Genomic DNA, 18,609 nt, shown 5'->3' with positions numbered 1-18,609 from the left:
ACCCGCCGGAACAGCACCAATGATCCGCCGGGAACATTCAATGGGAGGAATGAAATGAAACACATCAACAAGATGGTGGGAGCCGGAGTTCTGGCTCTTGCCCTCACAGTCACCGGCTGCAGCGCCGGTGGTGGCGGCGGCAACAAAGCCACCGTTGACAGCAGCAAGGGTGCGTCCGACACGGCCGCCCTGCCTACAACCGCTTGGACCGTTGCAGATTATGCCGACGTTAAGGATGGCGGCACCCTGACGCTGGCCATTGACCAGTTGCCGGACAACTGGAACACCCTGCAGGTCGATGGCAACGTCACCGCTGGCGCCGAGATTATGGACCCCACCCTTGGCGGTCCGGTCCGGACAACGATCGACGGCGGCTGGGAGGTCAACCCTGACTACGCCACAGAGGTGAAGCTCACTAGCGAAGATCCACAGGTGGTTGACGTCAAGCTGAACCCCAAGGCTGTTTGGGAGGATGGTACGCCCATCACCTATAAGGACTACGCCGCTACCTTCAAAGCGAATGATGGCAGCAACGCGGATTACCAGATTGTTGGTGACAACGTCTTCAAGGACATCGAATCGGTCACCAAGGGTGACACCGACTTCGACTTCAAGATCACGTTCAAGAACAAGAATGCAGACTGGTCCTCGATCCTCGGCAGCAGCACGGCTAGCCGAGCCACAGCCGCAGTCCTGCCCGAGGCCGTGGCCGCCGATGTGACGGCCTTCAATGAGGGTTACAAGTCCAAGCCGCTTCCCTCCAGCGGACCGTTCAAGGTCTCTAACGTTGACACGGCCGGCCAGGTTGTCACCCTGACCCCGAATGACAAGTGGTGGGGCGAAAAGCCCAAGCTCGAAAAGATCATCATGAAGGTTGTCTCCCGTGATGGTCTGGCTCAGGCCTACGCCAACAAGGAACTCGACGCGTTCCGGATCGGCACCAATAAGAACAACTACGACACCGCCAAGAAGCGCACTGATGGAACCGTCCAGCAGTCCGGTGGCCTCACGTGGAACCACGTTACGTTGAACGGTTCCAAGGGCCCGCTTGCCGATGTAAAGGTACGTCAGGCCGTGGCCCGAGCCATTGACCGAGACACCATTTCCGCCAGCCGCCTGAGCCCCATCGGCGCCCCGGTATCCAGCCAGAACAGCTACATCTACATGCCCGGTCAGAAGGGTTATGCAGACAATGCCACGTCCGTCATCGGTTATGACACGGCCAAGTCCGAGGAATTGCTGAAGGAAGCCGGATACACCAAGGCTGCCGACGGTACCTACGAAAAGGATGGCGCCAAGCTCGAATTGACGTACACCCTCGATGCCAACAACCCAGTGTCAGAGCAGATCTTCAAGCAGATCCAGGCCAACCTGAAAGTTGTCGGCATTACCCTGAAGAACGAAACCGTACCCGAGGACAAGTTCTTCTCCGACTACGTTCTCAAGTCCAACTTCGACATGACCGGCTTCGCCTGGTCCGGGACCCCGTACCCGGTAGCCTCCACGGAGTCGATCTTCTACCCGGCTGATGCCGGACAGAACTTCACTGGAATTACCGACGACAAGCTCGGTGACCTGTGGGCTGCGGCCAACGCTGAACTCGATCCCGAAAAGCGCATTGCGCTGGCCAACGAAATCGACAAGGCCATCTTCGCCTACACCCCCGTCATTCCGCTGACCCCCACTCCGAACACCTTTGGTGTAACGAACGGCCTGGTCAACTACGGTGCCGCACAGTTCCAGTCAGTCGACTGGACCGCAGTGGGCTTCAAGTCCTAACCCGCTCCATCCAAAAAGGCTCGGCCCGCTCGTTATGAGCGGGCCGAGCCTTTTCCCGTTGATCGAGCCTGCCCCGTTGATCGGCCTTGTCCCGTTGGTCGAGCTTGTCGAGACCTAGCTCAGCGCGCTGGCGATGCACAGCACCAGCAAAAGGACACCGACGACGCCGGACGGCAGGTTCCAGCTGCTCGCCACCTTCGCCTGTTGCTCTGGCTGGGCATCGAGGCTGTGCTCCCAAGAATCCCAGGCGGTTTGAACGGCGGCTTGGGTTGGTGGCAATGCGGCCATGGCGCCGGGACCGAACGATATCTTCGGCCCTAATTTGCCGGCGCCGGGTGCGCCCCAGCTGGGGATGCTGCCCGCCGTGGTGTCGAAGCTGACGTTCTGGATGACGCGCATGGCCTTGAGCTCGGCGAAGGGGATCTCATGGTCCCGCAAGATATTTCGGATGAAGATGCCGTCCATGCGAATCAAGAGGCACGGGCGCCACAGCAATGCATAGATTCCCCAGGCGATGAAGAGCAGCCAGGGCAGAAACTTCCAGATAGATCCGGGCGTGCCCGTCAGCATCAGATTCACGGCAAACGCGGCGCAAAACAGCCAGGCTACAGCGGCCAGAATCCGGGTGGGTGTGGAATGAACGGATCTGGTGCGTGGGGTATTCGGGACTGTTTCCATGGTGGTTCAAGAATGCCAGAGATTTACCCTGCCGAAGGGGACTTAACTGCCTATGGGTGTGCCATGCGAATTGGTGTGGACGGCCAGCCTGGCTCGGTACGCTGACCAGTGCTCGGCAGTTGCCTGCAGTGACGACGGCGGGATGGGTTGTTCGCCGGGGTCCATTACATCGAGACGGTCGGTGTAATAGAGGCTGGGAACCCCGAAGCTGGCTTGCGTCGAGGTCCAGCTCTGGTAGGCGGCTTGGCTGGGCAGGGCCCAGCCGTCGGTGTCGATGGGTAGTTCCGGGCAGGCCGCCTTGGCAACCAGCGCTCGGTGGGTCATGGTGTCGACTACTCCGGTGCCAGGGGTGGTGTTGAGTGGCTCGGTGTGGCCGCCTGGCTGGTCGAGCATGAGCACGTCGTTGAGGCGGAGCATATCGGTGACGTCTTGAAAACCGGGGTCTGGTGTGTGGGTGACTACGAGGGCATCGGGATTGATGTCCTTGATGGCTTTGTAGAGGACAGCGAGCAGTTCGTGGAGCAGGTCTATGCCCCATGACGGCCCGGCGTGGGTTAGTGCGGATCCTGCAGGTGTGGAGGCAGTGAAGTCTATTTTGATTCCGTCGGCACCGAGCTCGCCGATCATGGTTCGTGCGGCTTGCTGGATTATCTTGCGTCCGGCCGGTGACTCCGGGTCCAAGGCCACGGGATGGCCCGTGTGGTCAAGCACGCATGCCTCCGGTGGCGCGCCCTCCGTGTCCCAGGCCTTGTACCAAAGCAGGACTCGCTGGCCGGCATCCTGCCGTTTCCGGATCCAACCGGCCAAGTCCGGCCATTTCCCTGTGTCCGGCTGGCATGTGGCATAGGCCTGCTGCCATTTGTCATCAATGACGATGGTTCCGGGCACGATTCCGTGCGTTTCGAGCGTGTTGAGATAGCCGTCGTATTCGCCCTGGCGTGCCCGATTGACTGCCGGGCCCGGGCCGCCGATGGAGGCCATCGCGTCGACGTTTTGGGCGCCCCAGCCGCAGAACATTGGTTCGAGCCACGCTGGTGAGGGCGGAGCCTGGGTGCGGGCAGGCAGCAGTCCGCGCGAGTCGAGCAGTTCGCGGTAGCGTTTGAGCCCGTCGTAGGGGTTATCGGCGAGGAACAGCAGGAGTGTGGGGGTGCTGAATTGGCCCTCGACAGAGGTGTGTCCGTCGTAGTCGTAGCGGAGGGAGAAGCCTGGAGTGACGGCGTCGTAGGTGAGCTGGGTGAAGGGGCGTCGCTTGGCCGCTACACCGATCATCAGACAACGGCCCGTAGCTTCTGGGGAAGTTTCTGGTGTAGCTGAGGATAGGGCTAGACACAGTGGGGGCGGGGTGAAAAGCCACCGTCCGACGCCGGGCTGGCCACCGTCCCCGACTACGCCTAGGGCGGCGGATTCCCCGGCGGGGCGGAGGATCTGCCATGGCCTGTCCGGGTTGGGGGAGAAGACGGAGTTGTGCAGCAGGTCGCTGGGCAGTAATCCGGCGCCGGCCACGTGGGCTCCGAGCTGTTGGATGGAGGTGATTCGGCCTGCGCCCTGGACCGTGGTGGTGAGTTCGAGGGCGTCGCCTTCAACGCTCAACTGGGTGCGGTGGTGCTGCCATATTGAGCTTTCCGCCGTGATTCCGAGCCGGGTGAAGTTGCCGTCGGTGGTTTGGACATCGACGTCGGTAACCCGGATTTCATCGGTGCCGGCGGTCGTATTGATGCTGGAAAGCAGGCGAAGGCGCGCGAGGGATGCGCCGTCGGGGGTGGCTAGGGTGAGGATCTGACGCGCAGAATCGATCGAGATGTCCATCCCTGCGGCTGAGAATAAGTGCGTGCTGTTCTTGTGTGGATCCAAGGTCAAGGGGGCCTCCGTTGGTTGAATTGTGAGTTCCGTACTCGGTGTCTGGGTGGTCCTGAGGGGGAATCGTTGATGCCACGGCGGGACGGAACCGGAAGGGCCCGTCCCGCCGTGGCATCAGGTGGCGTTACTTGAAGAGGGCGTTGACTTGTTCGTTGGCCAGCGTGAGGCTGCTCGCGTCCTTTTTGCCAGCGACGACTGCATCCATGGCGGGGCTCATAATGCCGTCGACCTTAGCTGCGTTCTCGGTGATGGGGAAGAGGAACGTTGTGCCGTTCTTGACGTGCGTGGTGAAGGCGCTGACGTCGACGCCTTCGGATTTGAATGCTGCGGTTGCCTTGTCTGCTGAGGTTTTGACGGCTGGAAAGACCACGGCCTTAGCGCCGACGACGTCCTGGCAGGCTGCGGATCCAAGGTATTCAACAAACTTCGCGGCGGCAGCAGGCTTCTTGGTGCCCGCCCAAATGGAATCCGCCAGACCGTTGAGCATGGAAGACCTCTTGCCATCCTCGCCGGTGGGGGTGGGGGCGATGCCCACATCGACCCCCTTACTGGTGGTGTACTGGCCAATGGTCCAGGAGCCGTTGACATTGATGGCTGATTTTCCGGCGGCGAAGATTTCGGCCGTGCTTGCCCCGACAGTGGTCTCCAACTTAGGCATATAGCCCTTGTTGACCAGACCGGCGTACCAAGCGATGGTCTGCTGGAATTTGGGATCGTCGTAGTTGAAGTGGCTGCCCCACGGGTTCTTATCCGTGTGGCTCCAGCCGGTGGTTCCGGTGAGGTAGCTCCACTCGGTCTGACCCATGCCGGCACCCGAGCCGTTGAGGCCCATGCCGTAGACAGCGACGTTGTTCTTGTCGAAGCCGGGCTCATCGCCGCGCTTGCCGTTTTTGTCCACTGTCAGGTGGGCGATGGTCTTCTCGTAGCTGCCGCCGTCTTCGAGGTTCCAGCTAAGGTTAGCCATTTGATCGTCGCCGATCCCGGCGTCGGCGGTCATGGTCTTGTTGTAGAAGACGGCTACCGTGTCCCAGTCTTTCGGCAGCCCGTAGCGCTTGCCGTCTTGGCCTACCCAGAGATCGGCAAGGCCTTCGTTGTAGGCCGAGAGGTCAACGGGACTGTCCTTGAGTGCATCGTCGAGTGACAAAAGCTGCTTGGTCTTGAGGAGTTCCGGGAACTTGGTGAGGTGGTTGGTGAAGACGTCAGGGGCGTTTCCGGCCACGAATCCGTTGGTCAGTGTGGTCCAGTAGTCACCGTAGCCGCGCTGGGTGATCTTGACCTTGATGTCCGGGTTGGCCTTGGTGAAATCGGTTGCGCACTGCTGGTAGGCGGGCAGCTGGTTGGCGTCCCACAGCCAGTAGTTGATTTCTCCATCGGCGGAAGCCGATGAGCCGCCTCCGCAGGCGGTTAGGGAGAGAGCGATGGCGGCGGCCGCAGCGACGCCGGTAAGGATTTTTTTCATGGTTGACCTTTCGATGTGGGCGTGACGTTGCCCGGTGAGTGGTGTGGCGGGTGGTGGCGGTTGGTGCGAGTTGCCTATTTGATGCCGGAGAATCCGATGGAGTTGACTACTTTTTTTCCGAGGGCGATGAAGAGGATGAGGATTGGAACTGCCGCCACGAGGGTGGCAGCCATAAGCCCGGACCAATCGGGGGCACCCTGTGGGGCTTGGGATTTGAAGACGCCGAGGCCCACGGTGAGGACGCGGAGGTTGTCGTCGTTGGCTACCAGCAATGGCCAGAAGTATTCGTTCCATTGGCCAATAAATGTCAGCAGCAAGAGGGTCGCGACGGGTGCGGCCGAGTTGGGCAGCACGATCTGGAAGAAGATGCGCAGGTGCTTGGCGCCGTCGAGCATGGCAGCCTCCTCGACCTCCCTGGACATGCTCAGGAAGAACTGTCGCAGGAAGAAGATGGCAAACGCTGACATGAACAAGAAGGGGAGAATCATGCCGGCGAAGGTGTTCAGCAGGCCCAGGTTCTTGATCATGAGGAAGTTGGGCAGGGCGGTGAAGATCCCTGGGATCATCATGGTGGCTAAGAATACGGCGAAGACCTTGTCACGCCCGGGCCAGCGGAGCCGGGCGAAGGCGTAGGCGGCCAGTGCGCTGGATAGGACCTGAGCTGAGGTGGTGATGGTGGCAAAGAATATCGAATTGCGCAGGTACAGCCAGAAGTCAATGTGCGCCCCGGACCCACCTTCGGCCATGGCCTCTTCTGTGCTTTGCAATCCAAAGACACGCTTGAAGGCGCCCCATGAGAAATCGGCCGGCAGAAGATTCGTGGAGTTGGAGGCGAGTGAGTGGTTGCTGGATAGAGCCGTGCGGATCATCCAGAGGAACGGGAAGATGGTGATGATGAGTGCCAGGGCGACGAGGATCCACGCGCCGATTCGGCGCCAGTTGAGAGGTTGGCGGGTGGAGCGTATTTGAGTGGTCATGGTAAAAGTTCCTTAGTCCAGATCCGATTGGTTGCCCTTGAAGAACTTCATCTGAATGAAGGCCACGAATGCGAGGATGGCAAAGAGAACCACTGACAGGGCCGAGGCGTAGCCGAAGTCTGATTCGGCGAAGGCTTTTTGGTAGATGTACATCTGGATGACGCGGGTGGCGTTGATCGGACCGCCCTGGGTAGTTACGGCAACGGTGTCGAAGACCTGGAAAGATCCGATGACGGTAACTATCATGACCAGCGCCAGGATGGGGCGTAGGAGCGGCAAAGTGATGCTCCGAAATGTTCGGGCGGGGGATGCCCCGTCTAGGGAGGCTACTTCGTAAACTTGACGGGGGATGGACTGAAGGCCCGCAAAGATGAGCAGGGCCGTGTAGCCCATGTGGCGCCAGACGTTGACGAAGGCGATGGTGGGGATGGCCCATTGTTCGCTTCCGAAGAAGGCAATTCGGGGGAACCCCATCCAGCTGATGAATTCGTTGACGATGCCGATCTGGTAGTCCAGGAGCCAGAACCACAGCAGCGCAACAACGACGTTGGCCACGAGGAACGGGAGTAGTAACGCGCCTCGGATGAGCGCGGATTTTGCTACGTGATGCATCAGAAGGGCCAAACCCAGAGCGATGAGTATCTGGAAGACGATATTGATTCCCACGTACTGGAGGGTCACCTTCATGGCGTTCCAGAAGAGCTCATCTTTGAAGATCGCCGTGTAGTTATCGATGCCGATCCAAGTGGGCTCCCCGAGGATGCTGTACTCGGTGAAGCTCAAGTAGATGCCGCGGACGGTGGGGACCAGCGTAAAACCAACCAGTCCGATCATTGCCGGGAGGATGAACAACAATGCGACCTTCATATCGCGCAGTTTGGCCATCCGATGGCCGGCTGTTGGACGCGGCCGTTTATTGATCGCGGGGGTTATTGCGGTTTTGGTAGCGGTACTCATGTCTAATCCCTCTCCTGTGAGGTAGGTAACAAGCTGCAGTGACTCTACGCGCGTAGTTCTGATTAAAGCAACCCATGGTTCGAAATCTAGGGGACTTTAAATTGATTCGGAAAATACAGTTGACGCGCGTAGATTTTTGATGCATGCTGTTCCCATGACAAAATCAATTGGAATCGTTGGTGCAGGACAGTTCGCAGGCGTTTTCGCCAAACTCTTCGCTGCACACCCCGGAATCTCGGACATCTACTTCACCGATCTCATTAAGGAGCGCGCCGAGGAGCAAGCCAGTACCTACGGCGCCACAGGGACTTTCGAAAGCTTTGAGGCAATGCTGGAAAGCGACGTCGATGCCGTGGCAATCTTCACCCAGCGCTGGACCCACGGGCCCTTGGTAGTACAGGCACTGCGCGCAGGTAAGCATGTTTACTCGGCAGTCCCCATGGCAATCTCGGAGGCGGAGATCGCAGAAATTATCGAGGCTGTCCGCGAGACTGGCCTGACATACATGATGGGTGAAACCAGCTACTACAACCCCGCTACCGTCTTTGCCCGCAAAAAACAGGCCGAAGGCGCCTTTGGCCGGATCTTCTACGCCGAGGGTGACTACGTCCACGACATGGATCTCGGCTTCTACGACGCCTACGAGTACAGTGGCGGAGAAAACTGGAAGAGCACCGCTAGCTACCCGCCCATGCTCTACCCGACCCATTCCGTGGGCGGCGTGCTCGGAGCCACCGGTGGCCACGCTGTAAGCGTCAGTTGCATCGGCGTGAGGGATCAGCGCCAGGACGGTGTTTTCGACCGTGATGTCAGCATGTTTGACAATGATTTCTCCAACGCCACGGCCTTGTTTGAGCTTAATGACGGCGGCGCCATGCGAATCAATGAGATGCGACGCGTGGGATACCCGTCCCACATCCGTGAATCCCGGTTCCGTTACTTCGGCACCGAGGCCAGCATGGAGCAGCTGGCGCTTGTCAGTGTCTGGCAGGACAAGGAAACCGTTACAGACATCAGTGGTGACCTTGAGACTCAGGCAACCATGGACATGGATGATCCAATGCTGGCCAACGTGGCTCCTGCATTGCGTGATGCTTTTGTTTCCGGCATGGCGTCAGTGCACGACGCCGATCGCCTGCCGGCGGAGTTCCGCGGCCTGCCCAACGGCCACGAGGGCAGCCACCACTTCCTCGCAGACGACTTCGTCACGGCCATCAATACCGGCAGCCTGCCTCCGATCAATGCTTGGGAAGCGGCCCGGTACACTTTGCCGGGCATCATCGCCCATCAGTCTGCCTTGAGTGGCGGCGAACGCCTTCCGGTGCCGGACTTCGGTGACGCCCCGGCGGAGCTGCCTATCGCGGAACTTAGCAAGTCTGCTAAGTAAAAGCCGCTAGCATGGTTGCCATGCCGCACCCCACCTCACACGCCAAATCCACAGTTACACGCGATGATGTCGCCCGGCTGGCTGGCGTCAGTAGCGCCGTCGTCAGTTACGTGGTCAACGGGGGTCCCAGAGCTGTTTCGCCTGGGACCGAGGCTAAGGTGCGGCAGGCAATTAAGGCGTTGGGCTACCGGCCCAACGCGGCAGCCAGGGCGCTTGCCTTGGGGTCCAGTGAGATGATCGCTATGATCGTCTCCGATGCCATCAATCCTTTCTACGCCTCGCTCGCCCGCGCCGTTGAGAATGCCGCGGCCGAGCGGGGCTACACCCTTTTGTTGGCGGACTCCCAGGACTCGCTCCGCACAGAGCGCCGCCTCATTAAAAAATTCGCCGCACGGAGGGTGGATGGCGTGTTCCTCTGCAGCTTGCTGTTGGAGCCCGATCTTATGGACCTTGAACAAGTGGACATCCCGGTTGTGCTCCTGAACCACGCCACCGACCTCGCCACAGCAGGCAGTCCCGCCGTCATGAAACACGGAGTGGGAGACCCCGTCCCCAATTCCGTCGGAGTGGCATTCCAGGACGGAGCACGCATGGCGGTCGAGCACCTCATCGGCCACGGACACGAGCGGATCGGGCTGGTCATGGGTGGCAATGCCGACAGTGAGCTTGATGCACGCGAGGTCGGCTGGCATCAGGGCATCCAGGATGCTGGCCTTACAGAGGGTCCGATCATTCGAGTGCCGTTTACCCGCGAGGGCGGGTACCGCGCAGGACAAGAGCTACTGGCTCGCGCCGAGCGGCCCACAGCCGTTTTTGTCAGCTCCGACCAACAGTCCGCGGGTCTCCTTTGTGCCCTACACGAGGCCGGCCTCCGGCTACCCGAGGACCTCGCCGTGTTCTCCTTTGACGGTGCGCCCGAATCTGAATTCACCTGGCCGCGACTCAGTACAGTCGCCCAGCCCATAACCAATCTGGCACAGGCCGCCCTGGACGCTCTCCTAACCCCGGAGCCCGGGCAGGAAACCCAAACCAACATCTTCCCCACCGAGCTGGTACTGCGCACATCCTGCGGTTGTCATTAGCAGAAGCTTGGCCTCTCTCCGCAATGAGACATTCGGCCACCTCCGGCTCGAATCTTGTTTTCGGAGTTGTGTCGCGGGCCCACCCCTGATTCGTCAGCGTAGGGTTTAATGCATGCTTCCCCCGTCAACCGGGCAACACCGTGCCCCTGTTATGGAGGACGTCGCTCAACGGGCAGGCGTCTCGCACCAAACCGTGTCCCGGGTCCTTAACGACAGCCCGAGCGTCAGCCCGAAAACCAGGGAAAAGGTTCAGCAAGCAATTGTCGAGCTGGGCTATCGGAGGAACACGGCGGCCCGCGCGTTGGTGACGCGACGGTCTCAGATCATCGGCCTTCTGGCGAACGGTATGAATGAATATGGCCCATCCAATATTCTGCTGGCCGTCCAGGAAGCCGCCCGTGAAGCCGGATATTTTGTGAGCATTGCCGGAATCCGGGAAGTCTCACAAGAGGCCATCGCCGAATCTCTTCAACGATTCCTGGACCAGGGGGTGGAGGGAATCGTGGTGCAGGTGCCCCATGCCGCTATTCCCGCCATGCTCCAAGAGCTGAACCTTGGGGTTCCTGTTGTTGTCATTGGCACTGCCGCGGACGGAAGCCTCAGCGGAGTCATGGTGGATCAGGAGAAAGGCGCCCGCGCGGCCGTGCAGCACCTCGTGGATCTTGGCCACACCAAGATCGCCCACGTTACCGGACCCGATGGCTGGATTGACGCAGCTGCTCGGGTAGCGGGGTGGCGACGTGTCCTTGAACAAGCAGGGCTGGAGGAAGGCCCACTCATCAAGGGGGACTGGACCGCAGCCTCGGGCTATCTGGCCGGGCTCGAGTTGGCGCAAAATGCGGAATCGTCGGCAGTGTCGGCCGTGTTTGCGGCGAACGATCAGATGGCGGTGGGATTGCTGCGGGCGTTCACGGAAAAAGGAATCCGTGTTCCCGAAGACATTTCCTTGGTTGGTGTCGATGATCTCCCGGAAGGGGCTTACCTTGTTCCGCCGCTGACAACGGTCCGCCAAGGGTTTGAGGAATTGGGGCGCCGCTGTCTCGAGGTCATGCTGAGTCAGCTTGAATCGGCAACGACTCCACAGACTGCTGTTGTGGAGCCAGAGCTCATTGTCCGCGCATCCACGGCCCCACCACTGCACTGACCTGCGCTGACGGCCGCATCCGGACAACAAAAAAACTGTGTGGCTCCGCAATTTCAGCGGAGCCACACAGTTGTTTGTTCGTCGTGAAGCTATTTGAGCGTTGCCTTGGCCCTACGCTTGTTGAAGACGTCGAACGCGACGGCTGCAAGCAGCACCAAGCCCTTGATGAGCTGCTGGAACTCGGTACCGACACCCATGATGGACATACCGTTGTTCAAGATTCCAATGATCAGGCCACCAATGATGGCACCGATCACCGTTCCGACGCCGCCAGTTACGGCCGCGCCACCAATGAAGACGGCTGCGATCGCGTCGAGCTCAAAACCTTCGCCGGCCTTCGGGTTGGCGAGGTTGAGCTGGGCCGTGAAGACCAGTCCAGCCAAGGCGGCCAGGACACCCATGTTGATGAACAGGGTGAACGTGACGCGCTTGGTGTTCACACCGGAAAGCTCGGCTGCGTGGGCGTTACCGCCAACGGCATAGATGTGACGGCCCCAGATGGAGTTCGCCATGACGGCCGAGTAGCCCACCATGAGAATGCCCATGACCAGCAGGACGATCGGCGTGCCACGGTAGCTGGCCAGCAGGTACGCGATGAGCAAGATCAAGCCAGCGGTGAAGACCAATTTCGCGACAAACCAGGCTGTCGGTTCGTCAGCTAGGTTGTACTTCTTGAGATTTGAACGCTGCTTGATGCCTGCGATGACAAACGCCGCAGCAGCAAGAACACCCAGCACCATAGTGAGCGGTTCAAGGAATGAAGTTCCGCCGCCCAGGTCGGGGAGGAATCCGCTGCCCAAAGCCCGGAATTCATCCGGGAAAGGTGAAATCTGCTGGTTCTGAAGGGCGATCTGCGCCAATCCACGGAACGTGAGCATGCCAGCAAGGGTGACGATGAAGGACGGTATGCCGAAATATGCAATCCAGAAGCCCTGCCACGCACCAACCAGACCACCGAGTACCAGGCAGGCGATGATTGCAAGCCACCAAGGCATGTGCCACTGGGTAATCATGACGCCGGCCATTGCGCCAACAAACGCCACCACGGAGCCAACAGAAAGGTCAATATGCCCAGCAATAATGACCATGACCATGCCAACAGCCAGGATGAGGATGTAGCTGTTTTGAACGATCAGGTTGGAGACATTGATGGGTGCCAGGGTGATGCCATTGGTGGTGATCTGGAAGAAGATGATGATCACGATCAACGCGATGAAGAGCCCTACCTGCCGGAGTTGTCCGGTGAGGTATTGAAGGGCGGAATTTACGGCAGTCATCAGATGTCCTGCTCCTTTGCTTGGGTCATGAAACGCATTAGGTATTCTGCTGTTGCTTGGGCTCTGGGTACATCGGCCGTGATACGGCCTTCGGCCAGGGTGTAAATCCTGTCGCAGATACCTAACAGTTCGGGCAGCTCAGAGGAAATGACAAGAATGCCTTTACCTTGATCAGCCAGTTGATTGATGATGCCGTAGATCTCGTATTTGGCACCAACATCGATGCCACGCGTGGGCTCATCCAGGATGAGGACATCGGGGTTGGCAAACATCCACTTTGAAAGAACAACTTTTTGCTGGTTTCCGCCGGAGAGCTTTCCGGTAATGGAACCAACGCCGGGTGCCTTGATGTTCATGCTCTTACGGAATCCGTCCGCAACAACGTGTTCCTTGTGGCGGTCCACCCAACCCCAGCGGGATAGCTTGGCGAGGGCGGCGCCGGAAATGTTGCGCCGGATGTTGTCCAAAAGATTCAGACCGTAGTGCTTACGGTCCTCAGTTGCGTAGGCGATACCGTGCTTGATAGCTGCGGCGACCGTTTTTGTCTCAATGGGGACACCGTTTTTGTACACGGTTCCGCTGATATTCGTTCCGTAGGTTCGCCCAAAAACGCTCATGGCCAGCTCGGTTCGCCCGGCGCCCATGAGTCCGGCGATGCCAACAATTTCACCGGCATGAATCTTGAGGTTCGCTGCTTTGACTACCTGGCGGCTTTGATCCACCGGGTGATGGACGGTCCAGTCTTCGATGCGCAGGAGTTCCTCACCGATCGTGGGCGTGTGATCGGGGTAGCGGCTGTTCAGGTCCCGCCCGACCATGCCCTTGATGATGCGCTCCTCAGAGATGTCATCGGCGTGCATGTCCAAGGTTTCAATGGTCTGGCCATCTCGAATGATGGTCACCTTGTCAGCAACGGCCTTGATCTCGTTGAGCTTGTGGCTGATCATGATCGAGGTGATGCCCTGGCCCTGCAAATGCTTGATCAGGTTCAGCAAATTCTCCGAATCGCTGTCATTCAAGGCAGCCGTGGGCTCGTCCAGAATGAGTAGCTTGACCTGCTTGGAGAGCGCCTTGGCGATTTCCACGAGCTGCTGCTTGCCAACTCCGAGCTCGGAAACCTTGGTGGTGGGGTGATCGTTCAGACCAACCCGAGCCAACAGCTTCGAGGCTTCCAAGTTGGTCTTGTTCCAGTCAACGAAGCCATTCTTGGAAAGCTCGTTGCCCAAGAAAATGTTCTCGGCGATGGAAAGGAACGGACTCAGTGCCAGTTCCTGATGAATGATGACAATGCCGGCTGCCTCTGAGGACTTGATGTCCTTGAACTGGCAGAGATTGTTCTCAAACCAGATTTCACCGTCGAAGGTTCCTGCCGGATATACACCGGAAAGTACCTTCATCAGCGTGGACTTGCCGGCGCCGTTTTCGCCACAGATGGCGTGTACTTGTCCGCGTTTGACCTCGAGCGAAACATCCTGAAGGGCCTTGACCCCTGGAAATGTCTTGGTGATGGCACGCATGTCAAGGATCGTTGATGTCACGATGGACCTTCATTTCGCGTTCGTGATGGGAATGTCATTCGTTCCGGTTGCGGCGGCACATGCCGCCGCAACCGGAAAGGGCTTATTACTTGAGTTCGTCGGCGGTGTAGTAACCGCTATCGATGAGTTCCTTCGAGTAGTTGGCCTTCGTGACAACTACGGGCTGCAGCAAGAAGGTCGGAACAACCTTGATCTTGTTGTTGTAGCTGGTGGTGTCGTTCACTTCAGGGGTTTTGCCCTTGAGTAGGTCATCGGCCATGGCCACTGCCTGGTCGCCCAGCTTGCGGGTGTCCTTGTAGATCGTGGAGTACTGCTGGCCGGCAATGATGGACTTCACTGATGCGGCCTCGGCGTCCTGGCCGGTGATGACCGGCAGGGCATCGCTGGCGTAGCCGGAAGCTTCGAGAGCGGAGATGATGCCGATGGAAATTCCATCGTAGGGGGAGAGGATGCCGTCAACCTTGGCGCCACCGGAAGAGTAGGTGCTGGCGATGAGGTTCTGCATGCGCTTCTGGGCCGTAGCCGGGTCCCAGCGCAAGGTGGCGATCTGTGTGAAGCCGGTCTGGCCGCTCTTGACTACCACCGTGCCGTTGTCGATGTACTTCTTGAGCGTCTTCATGGCGCCGTCATAGAAGAACGTGGCGTTGTTGTCATCCGGGCTTCCCGCGAACAGTTCAACGTTGAACGGGCCGGTCTTGCCGGTGTCCTTGCCAGCTTCGTCCAGGATACCCAAGCCGGTCAGCAGTGAGGCGGCCTGGTCTACGCCAACCTTTTCGTTGTCGAAGGTTGTGTAGTAGTCCACATTGGCGTTGCCGTTGATGAGGCGGTCATAGGCAATGACCTTGATGCCAGCCTTGGCGGCGTCATCCAGCTGATCGCTCAGCGCGGTTCCATCGATGGAGGCAATGATCAGGACTTTGGCGCCCTTGGTGATCATATTGCTGACCTGCTGCACCTGCTGCGGAATCTTGTCATCGGCATACTCAAGAGTGGTCTTGTAGCCCAACTTTTCCAAGGATGCCTGGATGGCGGTGCCGTCCTTGATCCAGCGTTCGGAGGTCTTCGTCGGCATCGCGATGCCGATCAATGCCCCGCTGTTATCGCCAGCTGCGTCGGCATCCGTAGTTGCGCCGCCTCGTGTGCCACAACCTGTGGCTCCCAAGGTGAGCCCGAGTGCCAGGGCACCAACGATTAGTCTCTTGAATTTCATGGTGAGTTCCTTTACGCCCTGTGAGCGTCATTGCCACGGGATAGTAGGTTCAGCGAGTTGTTGACGTGTAGTCCCAACAAGGGAAGTCGCGCCGATCGACATTGTTAGCGCTAACATTCATGATTAGTGTAACTCACGACACATCCACCCTGTCAAGCGCCAGCGCTGAAGTGACGGTTTTGTGCGGTGAGTCCAGAATAGGGGAGTTTATGCGTGAAAAATTGTGAGCGCTCATGCCGCACTAAATCAAGCATTAAACCTAGAGATCCCTGCTGGCCGATCATCAATCAAGACGATCTATCCAGCCGGGATCTCTAGGGTTTGCAGGGTCGTCAGGACCCTGAGTGGACGGCGTACTGCTCGCGGATCACCGGGTGGTGGTCAGCACTAGGTGCGGCGTCCAGCTCGAGTTCCCATGCGGGACGCTCACCGGACAACGCCCAGGCCGCTTGTACGGCCGCACCGCGGGCCACGTACTCGCCGGGCGCTGGCACGATCGCTGGTACACCGAACACCTGTGCTGCCACTGCCTGGACGGCGGGATTTTGGGCCGCGCCGCCAATCAGCAACAATCGCTCTGCGGTGACGCCGGAGGCCACCACGGCATCCAGACCATCAGCCAATCCGCACAACATGCCCTCGATGGCCGCCCTGGCCGTGTTGGCCCGGGTGGTTGAGGCGATGGTCAGGCCGTGGAAGCTGGCCTTCGCATTGGGTAGGTTCGGTGTTCGCTCGCCCTCGAAATACGGGACAAGAACGACGCCGGCGCTGCCGGGTTCCGCCGCCAGTGCCAGATCCGCGAACTCGTCAAAGGACACGGCCAGCAACTCGGCTACCGAGCTGAGGATGCGTGCCGCGTTCAAGGTGACGGCGATCGGCAGGTACGCGCCGGCGGCGTCGGCAAACCCGGCCACCGTTCCCGAAGGATCGTTGACGGCCGCAGGCGCCGCGGCAAAGACCGTGCCGCTGGTGCCCAAGGAAATGACCACGTCGCCAGCGCTGATGCCAAGGCCCAGGGCGCCGGCCGCGTTGTCGCCAGCTCCGGCACCAATCACGATCTCGCTGCCGCCTGAATGGTCCGCATGCACCGTGCCAATGACGTCCGACGGCGCTGCAACCTTGGGCAGCACAACATGCGTCCCAGCCTGGCTGGCCGAGCCGGCCACGCGGGCCGACCGCCCGAAGGCAGCCTCAAATAATTCCAGATCGTAAGCCTCACGCGCCGGAGACCAGTAGCCTGTGCCACTGGCATCGGAACGGTCGGTGACGAGCTGTTCCAGATCCGGGCCCAGCGGGCTCTCGTCGGCAGGCCCGTAACCACGGAGCCGCCACGACAGCCAATCATGGGGGAGTGCAACGGCCGCCACTCGCGCAACCACCGCAGGTTCGTTGTCGCGCACCCAGCGGACCTTTGTGATGGTCAAAGAGGCCACGGGTACCGAGCCGCAGCGTTCAACCAAGGCCGAGGCGCCAAACTCGGCAATCAGGGCATCGGCCGAAACTGCTGAACGAGTGTCGTTCCACAGCAGGGCGTCGCGGACCACACGGCCTTCGGCGTCCAGCAGGACCATGCCATGCTGTTGCCCAGCGATGGCGAGGGAAGAAACATCAGCCAGCCCTCCGGCGTCGTGCATTGCTTCTAGCAAGGCAGTCCACCAGAAGCTGGGGCTGACCTCCGTTCCATCCGGGTGGGATGCCCGGCCGGTGCGGAGGGTGGCTCCGGTGCCGGAATCGACGATGACAACCTTGCAACTTTGGGTCGAGGAATCGATCCCGGCAACCAGTGCCATGGGGTTACCGAGCGCCCAGTAGGTGCTCGATGAAGAGCTGCTGCAGCTTGACGAAGCCGAAGCCCTTGCCGCCGAAGTAAGATTCCGTGTCGAAGTCCTCGTAGGAGGCCTTGTCGGCACGGAGAGCTTCCCAGCCCTCGCCGGGGTTCAGGGTGGGCTCGTTGATCTCTTCCACGCGGGAGGCGAGCAGGGCCGCCTGGACCTCGGGATCGGCGCGGAATGCGGTGGCGCGTTCCTTCAGCAGCAGGTAGGTCTGCATGTTGGCGGCCGCGGAATCCCAAACACCTGTCATGTCCTCGGTGCGTGAGGGCTTGTAGTCGAAGTGGCGCGGGCCGGTGTAGGACGGGCCGCCGTTGGGGCCACCGTTTTCCAGCAGGTCAACGAGGGAGAACGCGTTCTGCAGATCGCCGTGGCCGAAGACCAGGTCCTGATCGAACTTGATGGAGCGCTGGCCGTTGAGGTCAATGTGGAACAGCTTGCCCTGGTAGAGCGCCTGGGCGATGCCGTGGGTGAAGTTCAATCCCGCCATCTGCTCGTGGCCGGTCTCCGGGTTGATACCCACCATTTCGGGGCGTTCCAGGGTTTCGATGAATGCCATCGCATGGCCAAGGGTCGGCAGGAGAATATCGCCGCGGGGTTCGTTCGGCTTGGGCTCAATCGCGAAGCGGATGTTGTAACCCTTGTCGGTGACGTAATCGCCTAACAGGTTCACGGCCTCGCGGTAACGCTCCAGCGCGCCGCGGATGTCCTTGGCGGAATCGTATTCGCTGCCTTCACGACCGCCCCACATAACGAAGGTTTCGGCGCCGAGCTCGGCGGCCAGATCGATGTTCTCGATGACCTTGCGCAGTGCAAAGCGACGCACGCCGCGGTCGTTGGAGGTGAAGCCACCATCCTTGAAGACGGGGTGGCTGAAGAGGTTGGTGGTCACCATCGGCACGATCAGGCCGGTGGAATCAAGGGCACCCTTGAGGCGGTCGATCTCGTGCTGACGCTCGGCTGCCGTGGCGTCGAACGGGAACAGGTCATTGTCGTGGAAGGTCAGGCCATAGGCGCCCAGATCGCTGAGGCGGTTGATGGCCTCAACGGTGTCAAGCTTGGGGCGGGTGGCGGAGCCGAACTGGTCCTGTGCTTCCCATCCAACGGTCCAGAGGCCGAATGAGAATTTGTCTTCGCGGGTTGGCTGCAGTGCCATGGGATTCCTCCGGGTGATGTGCGTCTCAAGTAAATAAGTTCTGAGTAAGAACATATTGCAGGAAATGACTCAAGTCAAGCAGCTTGCGTGAGGTGATTTCTCGGGTACGATCACTCATAATGCTTGAATATTCAAGGGGAATTAGGCATTAAGTTGCTAAAGTAATCAAATGCCTGCCAGCGACGTTCTTCCACGGACGACGCCGGCACTTGGGTCTGGTGCCAGGCGGCAGCTGCGCGGCGGCGCCGGCAGGCAACGACAGGCCTGGGTAGTTGGCAG

Annotated in this window: 14 protein-coding genes; 4 read left to right on the top strand and 10 right to left on the bottom strand. The window is 59.7% G+C overall.

The window, feature by feature from the left end:
• Window positions 1–54 precede the first annotated feature (54 nt).
• Window positions 55–1,779, top strand: a complete 1,725-nt coding sequence (locus ACP7B9_RS14860; RefSeq protein WP_425864606.1) for an ABC transporter family substrate-binding protein — start codon at window positions 55–57, stop codon at window positions 1,777–1,779.
• Between the two features lie 114 nt (window positions 1,780–1,893).
• Here ACP7B9_RS14860 and ACP7B9_RS14855 read toward each other — a convergent pair whose 3' ends face one another.
• From ACP7B9_RS14855 to ACP7B9_RS14835, 5 genes are all read right to left on the bottom strand, one after another.
• Window positions 1,894–2,457 carry a hypothetical protein gene (locus ACP7B9_RS14855; protein ID WP_425864604.1) on the bottom strand — a complete coding sequence of 188 codons (564 nt, stop codon included), beginning with the start codon at window positions 2,455–2,457 and terminating at the stop codon, window positions 1,894–1,896.
• A 42-nt stretch (window positions 2,458–2,499) separates the two neighbouring features.
• The gene (locus tag ACP7B9_RS14850) at window positions 2,500–4,314 is read right to left on the bottom strand and encodes a hypothetical protein (protein ID WP_425864602.1); all 1,815 of its coding nucleotides are present in this window, start codon (window positions 4,312–4,314) and stop codon (window positions 2,500–2,502) included.
• A 124-nt stretch (window positions 4,315–4,438) separates the two neighbouring features.
• Entirely contained in the window at window positions 4,439–5,773 is a 1,335-nt protein-coding gene (locus tag ACP7B9_RS14845) for an ABC transporter substrate-binding protein (RefSeq protein WP_425864600.1), read from the bottom strand.
• 74 nt (window positions 5,774–5,847) lie between these two features.
• Window positions 5,848–6,750, bottom strand: a complete 903-nt coding sequence (locus ACP7B9_RS14840) for a carbohydrate ABC transporter permease (RefSeq protein ID WP_425864598.1) — start codon at window positions 6,748–6,750, stop codon at window positions 5,848–5,850.
• A gap of 12 nt (window positions 6,751–6,762) precedes the next feature.
• Window positions 6,763–7,707, bottom strand: coding sequence for a carbohydrate ABC transporter permease (locus ACP7B9_RS14835; protein ID WP_425864596.1), 945 nt, complete (start codon window positions 7,705–7,707; stop codon window positions 6,763–6,765).
• Window positions 7,708–7,861: 154 nt separating this feature from the next.
• Between ACP7B9_RS14835 and ACP7B9_RS14830 the strand changes: the two genes are divergently transcribed.
• The 3 genes from ACP7B9_RS14830 (at window position 7,862) to ACP7B9_RS14820 (ending at window position 11,320) form a co-directional block, all read left to right on the top strand.
• Entirely contained in the window at window positions 7,862–9,094 is a 1,233-nt protein-coding gene (locus ACP7B9_RS14830; protein WP_425864595.1) for a Gfo/Idh/MocA family protein, read from the top strand.
• 20 nt (window positions 9,095–9,114) lie between these two features.
• Window positions 9,115–10,176, top strand: coding sequence for a LacI family DNA-binding transcriptional regulator (locus tag ACP7B9_RS14825; protein ID WP_425864593.1), 1,062 nt, complete (start codon window positions 9,115–9,117; stop codon window positions 10,174–10,176).
• A 112-nt stretch (window positions 10,177–10,288) separates the two neighbouring features.
• On the top strand, window positions 10,289–11,320 hold the full coding sequence (locus ACP7B9_RS14820; protein WP_425864591.1) for a LacI family DNA-binding transcriptional regulator: 1,032 nt from the start codon (window positions 10,289–10,291) through the stop codon (window positions 11,318–11,320).
• Window positions 11,321–11,409: 89 nt separating this feature from the next.
• On the opposite strand, the gene mmsB is transcribed toward ACP7B9_RS14820, so the two are convergent.
• The 5 genes from mmsB to xylA form a co-directional block, all read right to left on the bottom strand.
• The gene (mmsB, locus tag ACP7B9_RS14815) at window positions 11,410–12,597 is read right to left on the bottom strand and encodes a multiple monosaccharide ABC transporter permease (protein WP_425864590.1); all 1,188 of its coding nucleotides are present in this window, start codon (window positions 12,595–12,597) and stop codon (window positions 11,410–11,412) included.
• Window positions 12,597–14,114: a multiple monosaccharide ABC transporter ATP-binding protein gene (gene mmsA / locus ACP7B9_RS14810; RefSeq protein WP_425864676.1), complete on the bottom strand. Its 1,518-nt coding sequence runs from the start codon at window positions 14,112–14,114 to the stop codon at window positions 12,597–12,599. The genes mmsB and mmsA overlap by 1 nt, the downstream gene beginning before the upstream one ends.
• Before the next feature lie 106 nt (window positions 14,115–14,220).
• Window positions 14,221–15,345: a multiple monosaccharide ABC transporter substrate-binding protein gene (gene chvE / locus ACP7B9_RS14805; protein WP_425864588.1), complete on the bottom strand. Its 1,125-nt coding sequence runs from the start codon at window positions 15,343–15,345 to the stop codon at window positions 14,221–14,223.
• Between the two features lie 332 nt (window positions 15,346–15,677).
• The gene (gene xylB, locus ACP7B9_RS14800) at window positions 15,678–17,135 is read right to left on the bottom strand and encodes a xylulokinase (protein WP_425864586.1); all 1,458 of its coding nucleotides are present in this window, start codon (window positions 17,133–17,135) and stop codon (window positions 15,678–15,680) included.
• Window positions 17,136–17,139: 4 nt separating this feature from the next.
• Window positions 17,140–18,330 (bottom strand): xylose isomerase, encoded by a 1,191-nt coding sequence (gene xylA, locus ACP7B9_RS14795; protein ID WP_425864584.1) that lies wholly within the window; start codon window positions 18,328–18,330, stop codon window positions 17,140–17,142.
• Between the last annotated feature and the right edge of the window lie 279 nt (window positions 18,331–18,609).

This window comes from Arthrobacter sp. TWP1-1 (assembly GCF_049897845.1).
Classification (GTDB): Bacteria; Actinomycetota; Actinomycetes; order Actinomycetales; family Micrococcaceae; genus Specibacter.
This window is presented reverse-complemented; position numbering and strand designations above follow the sequence as displayed.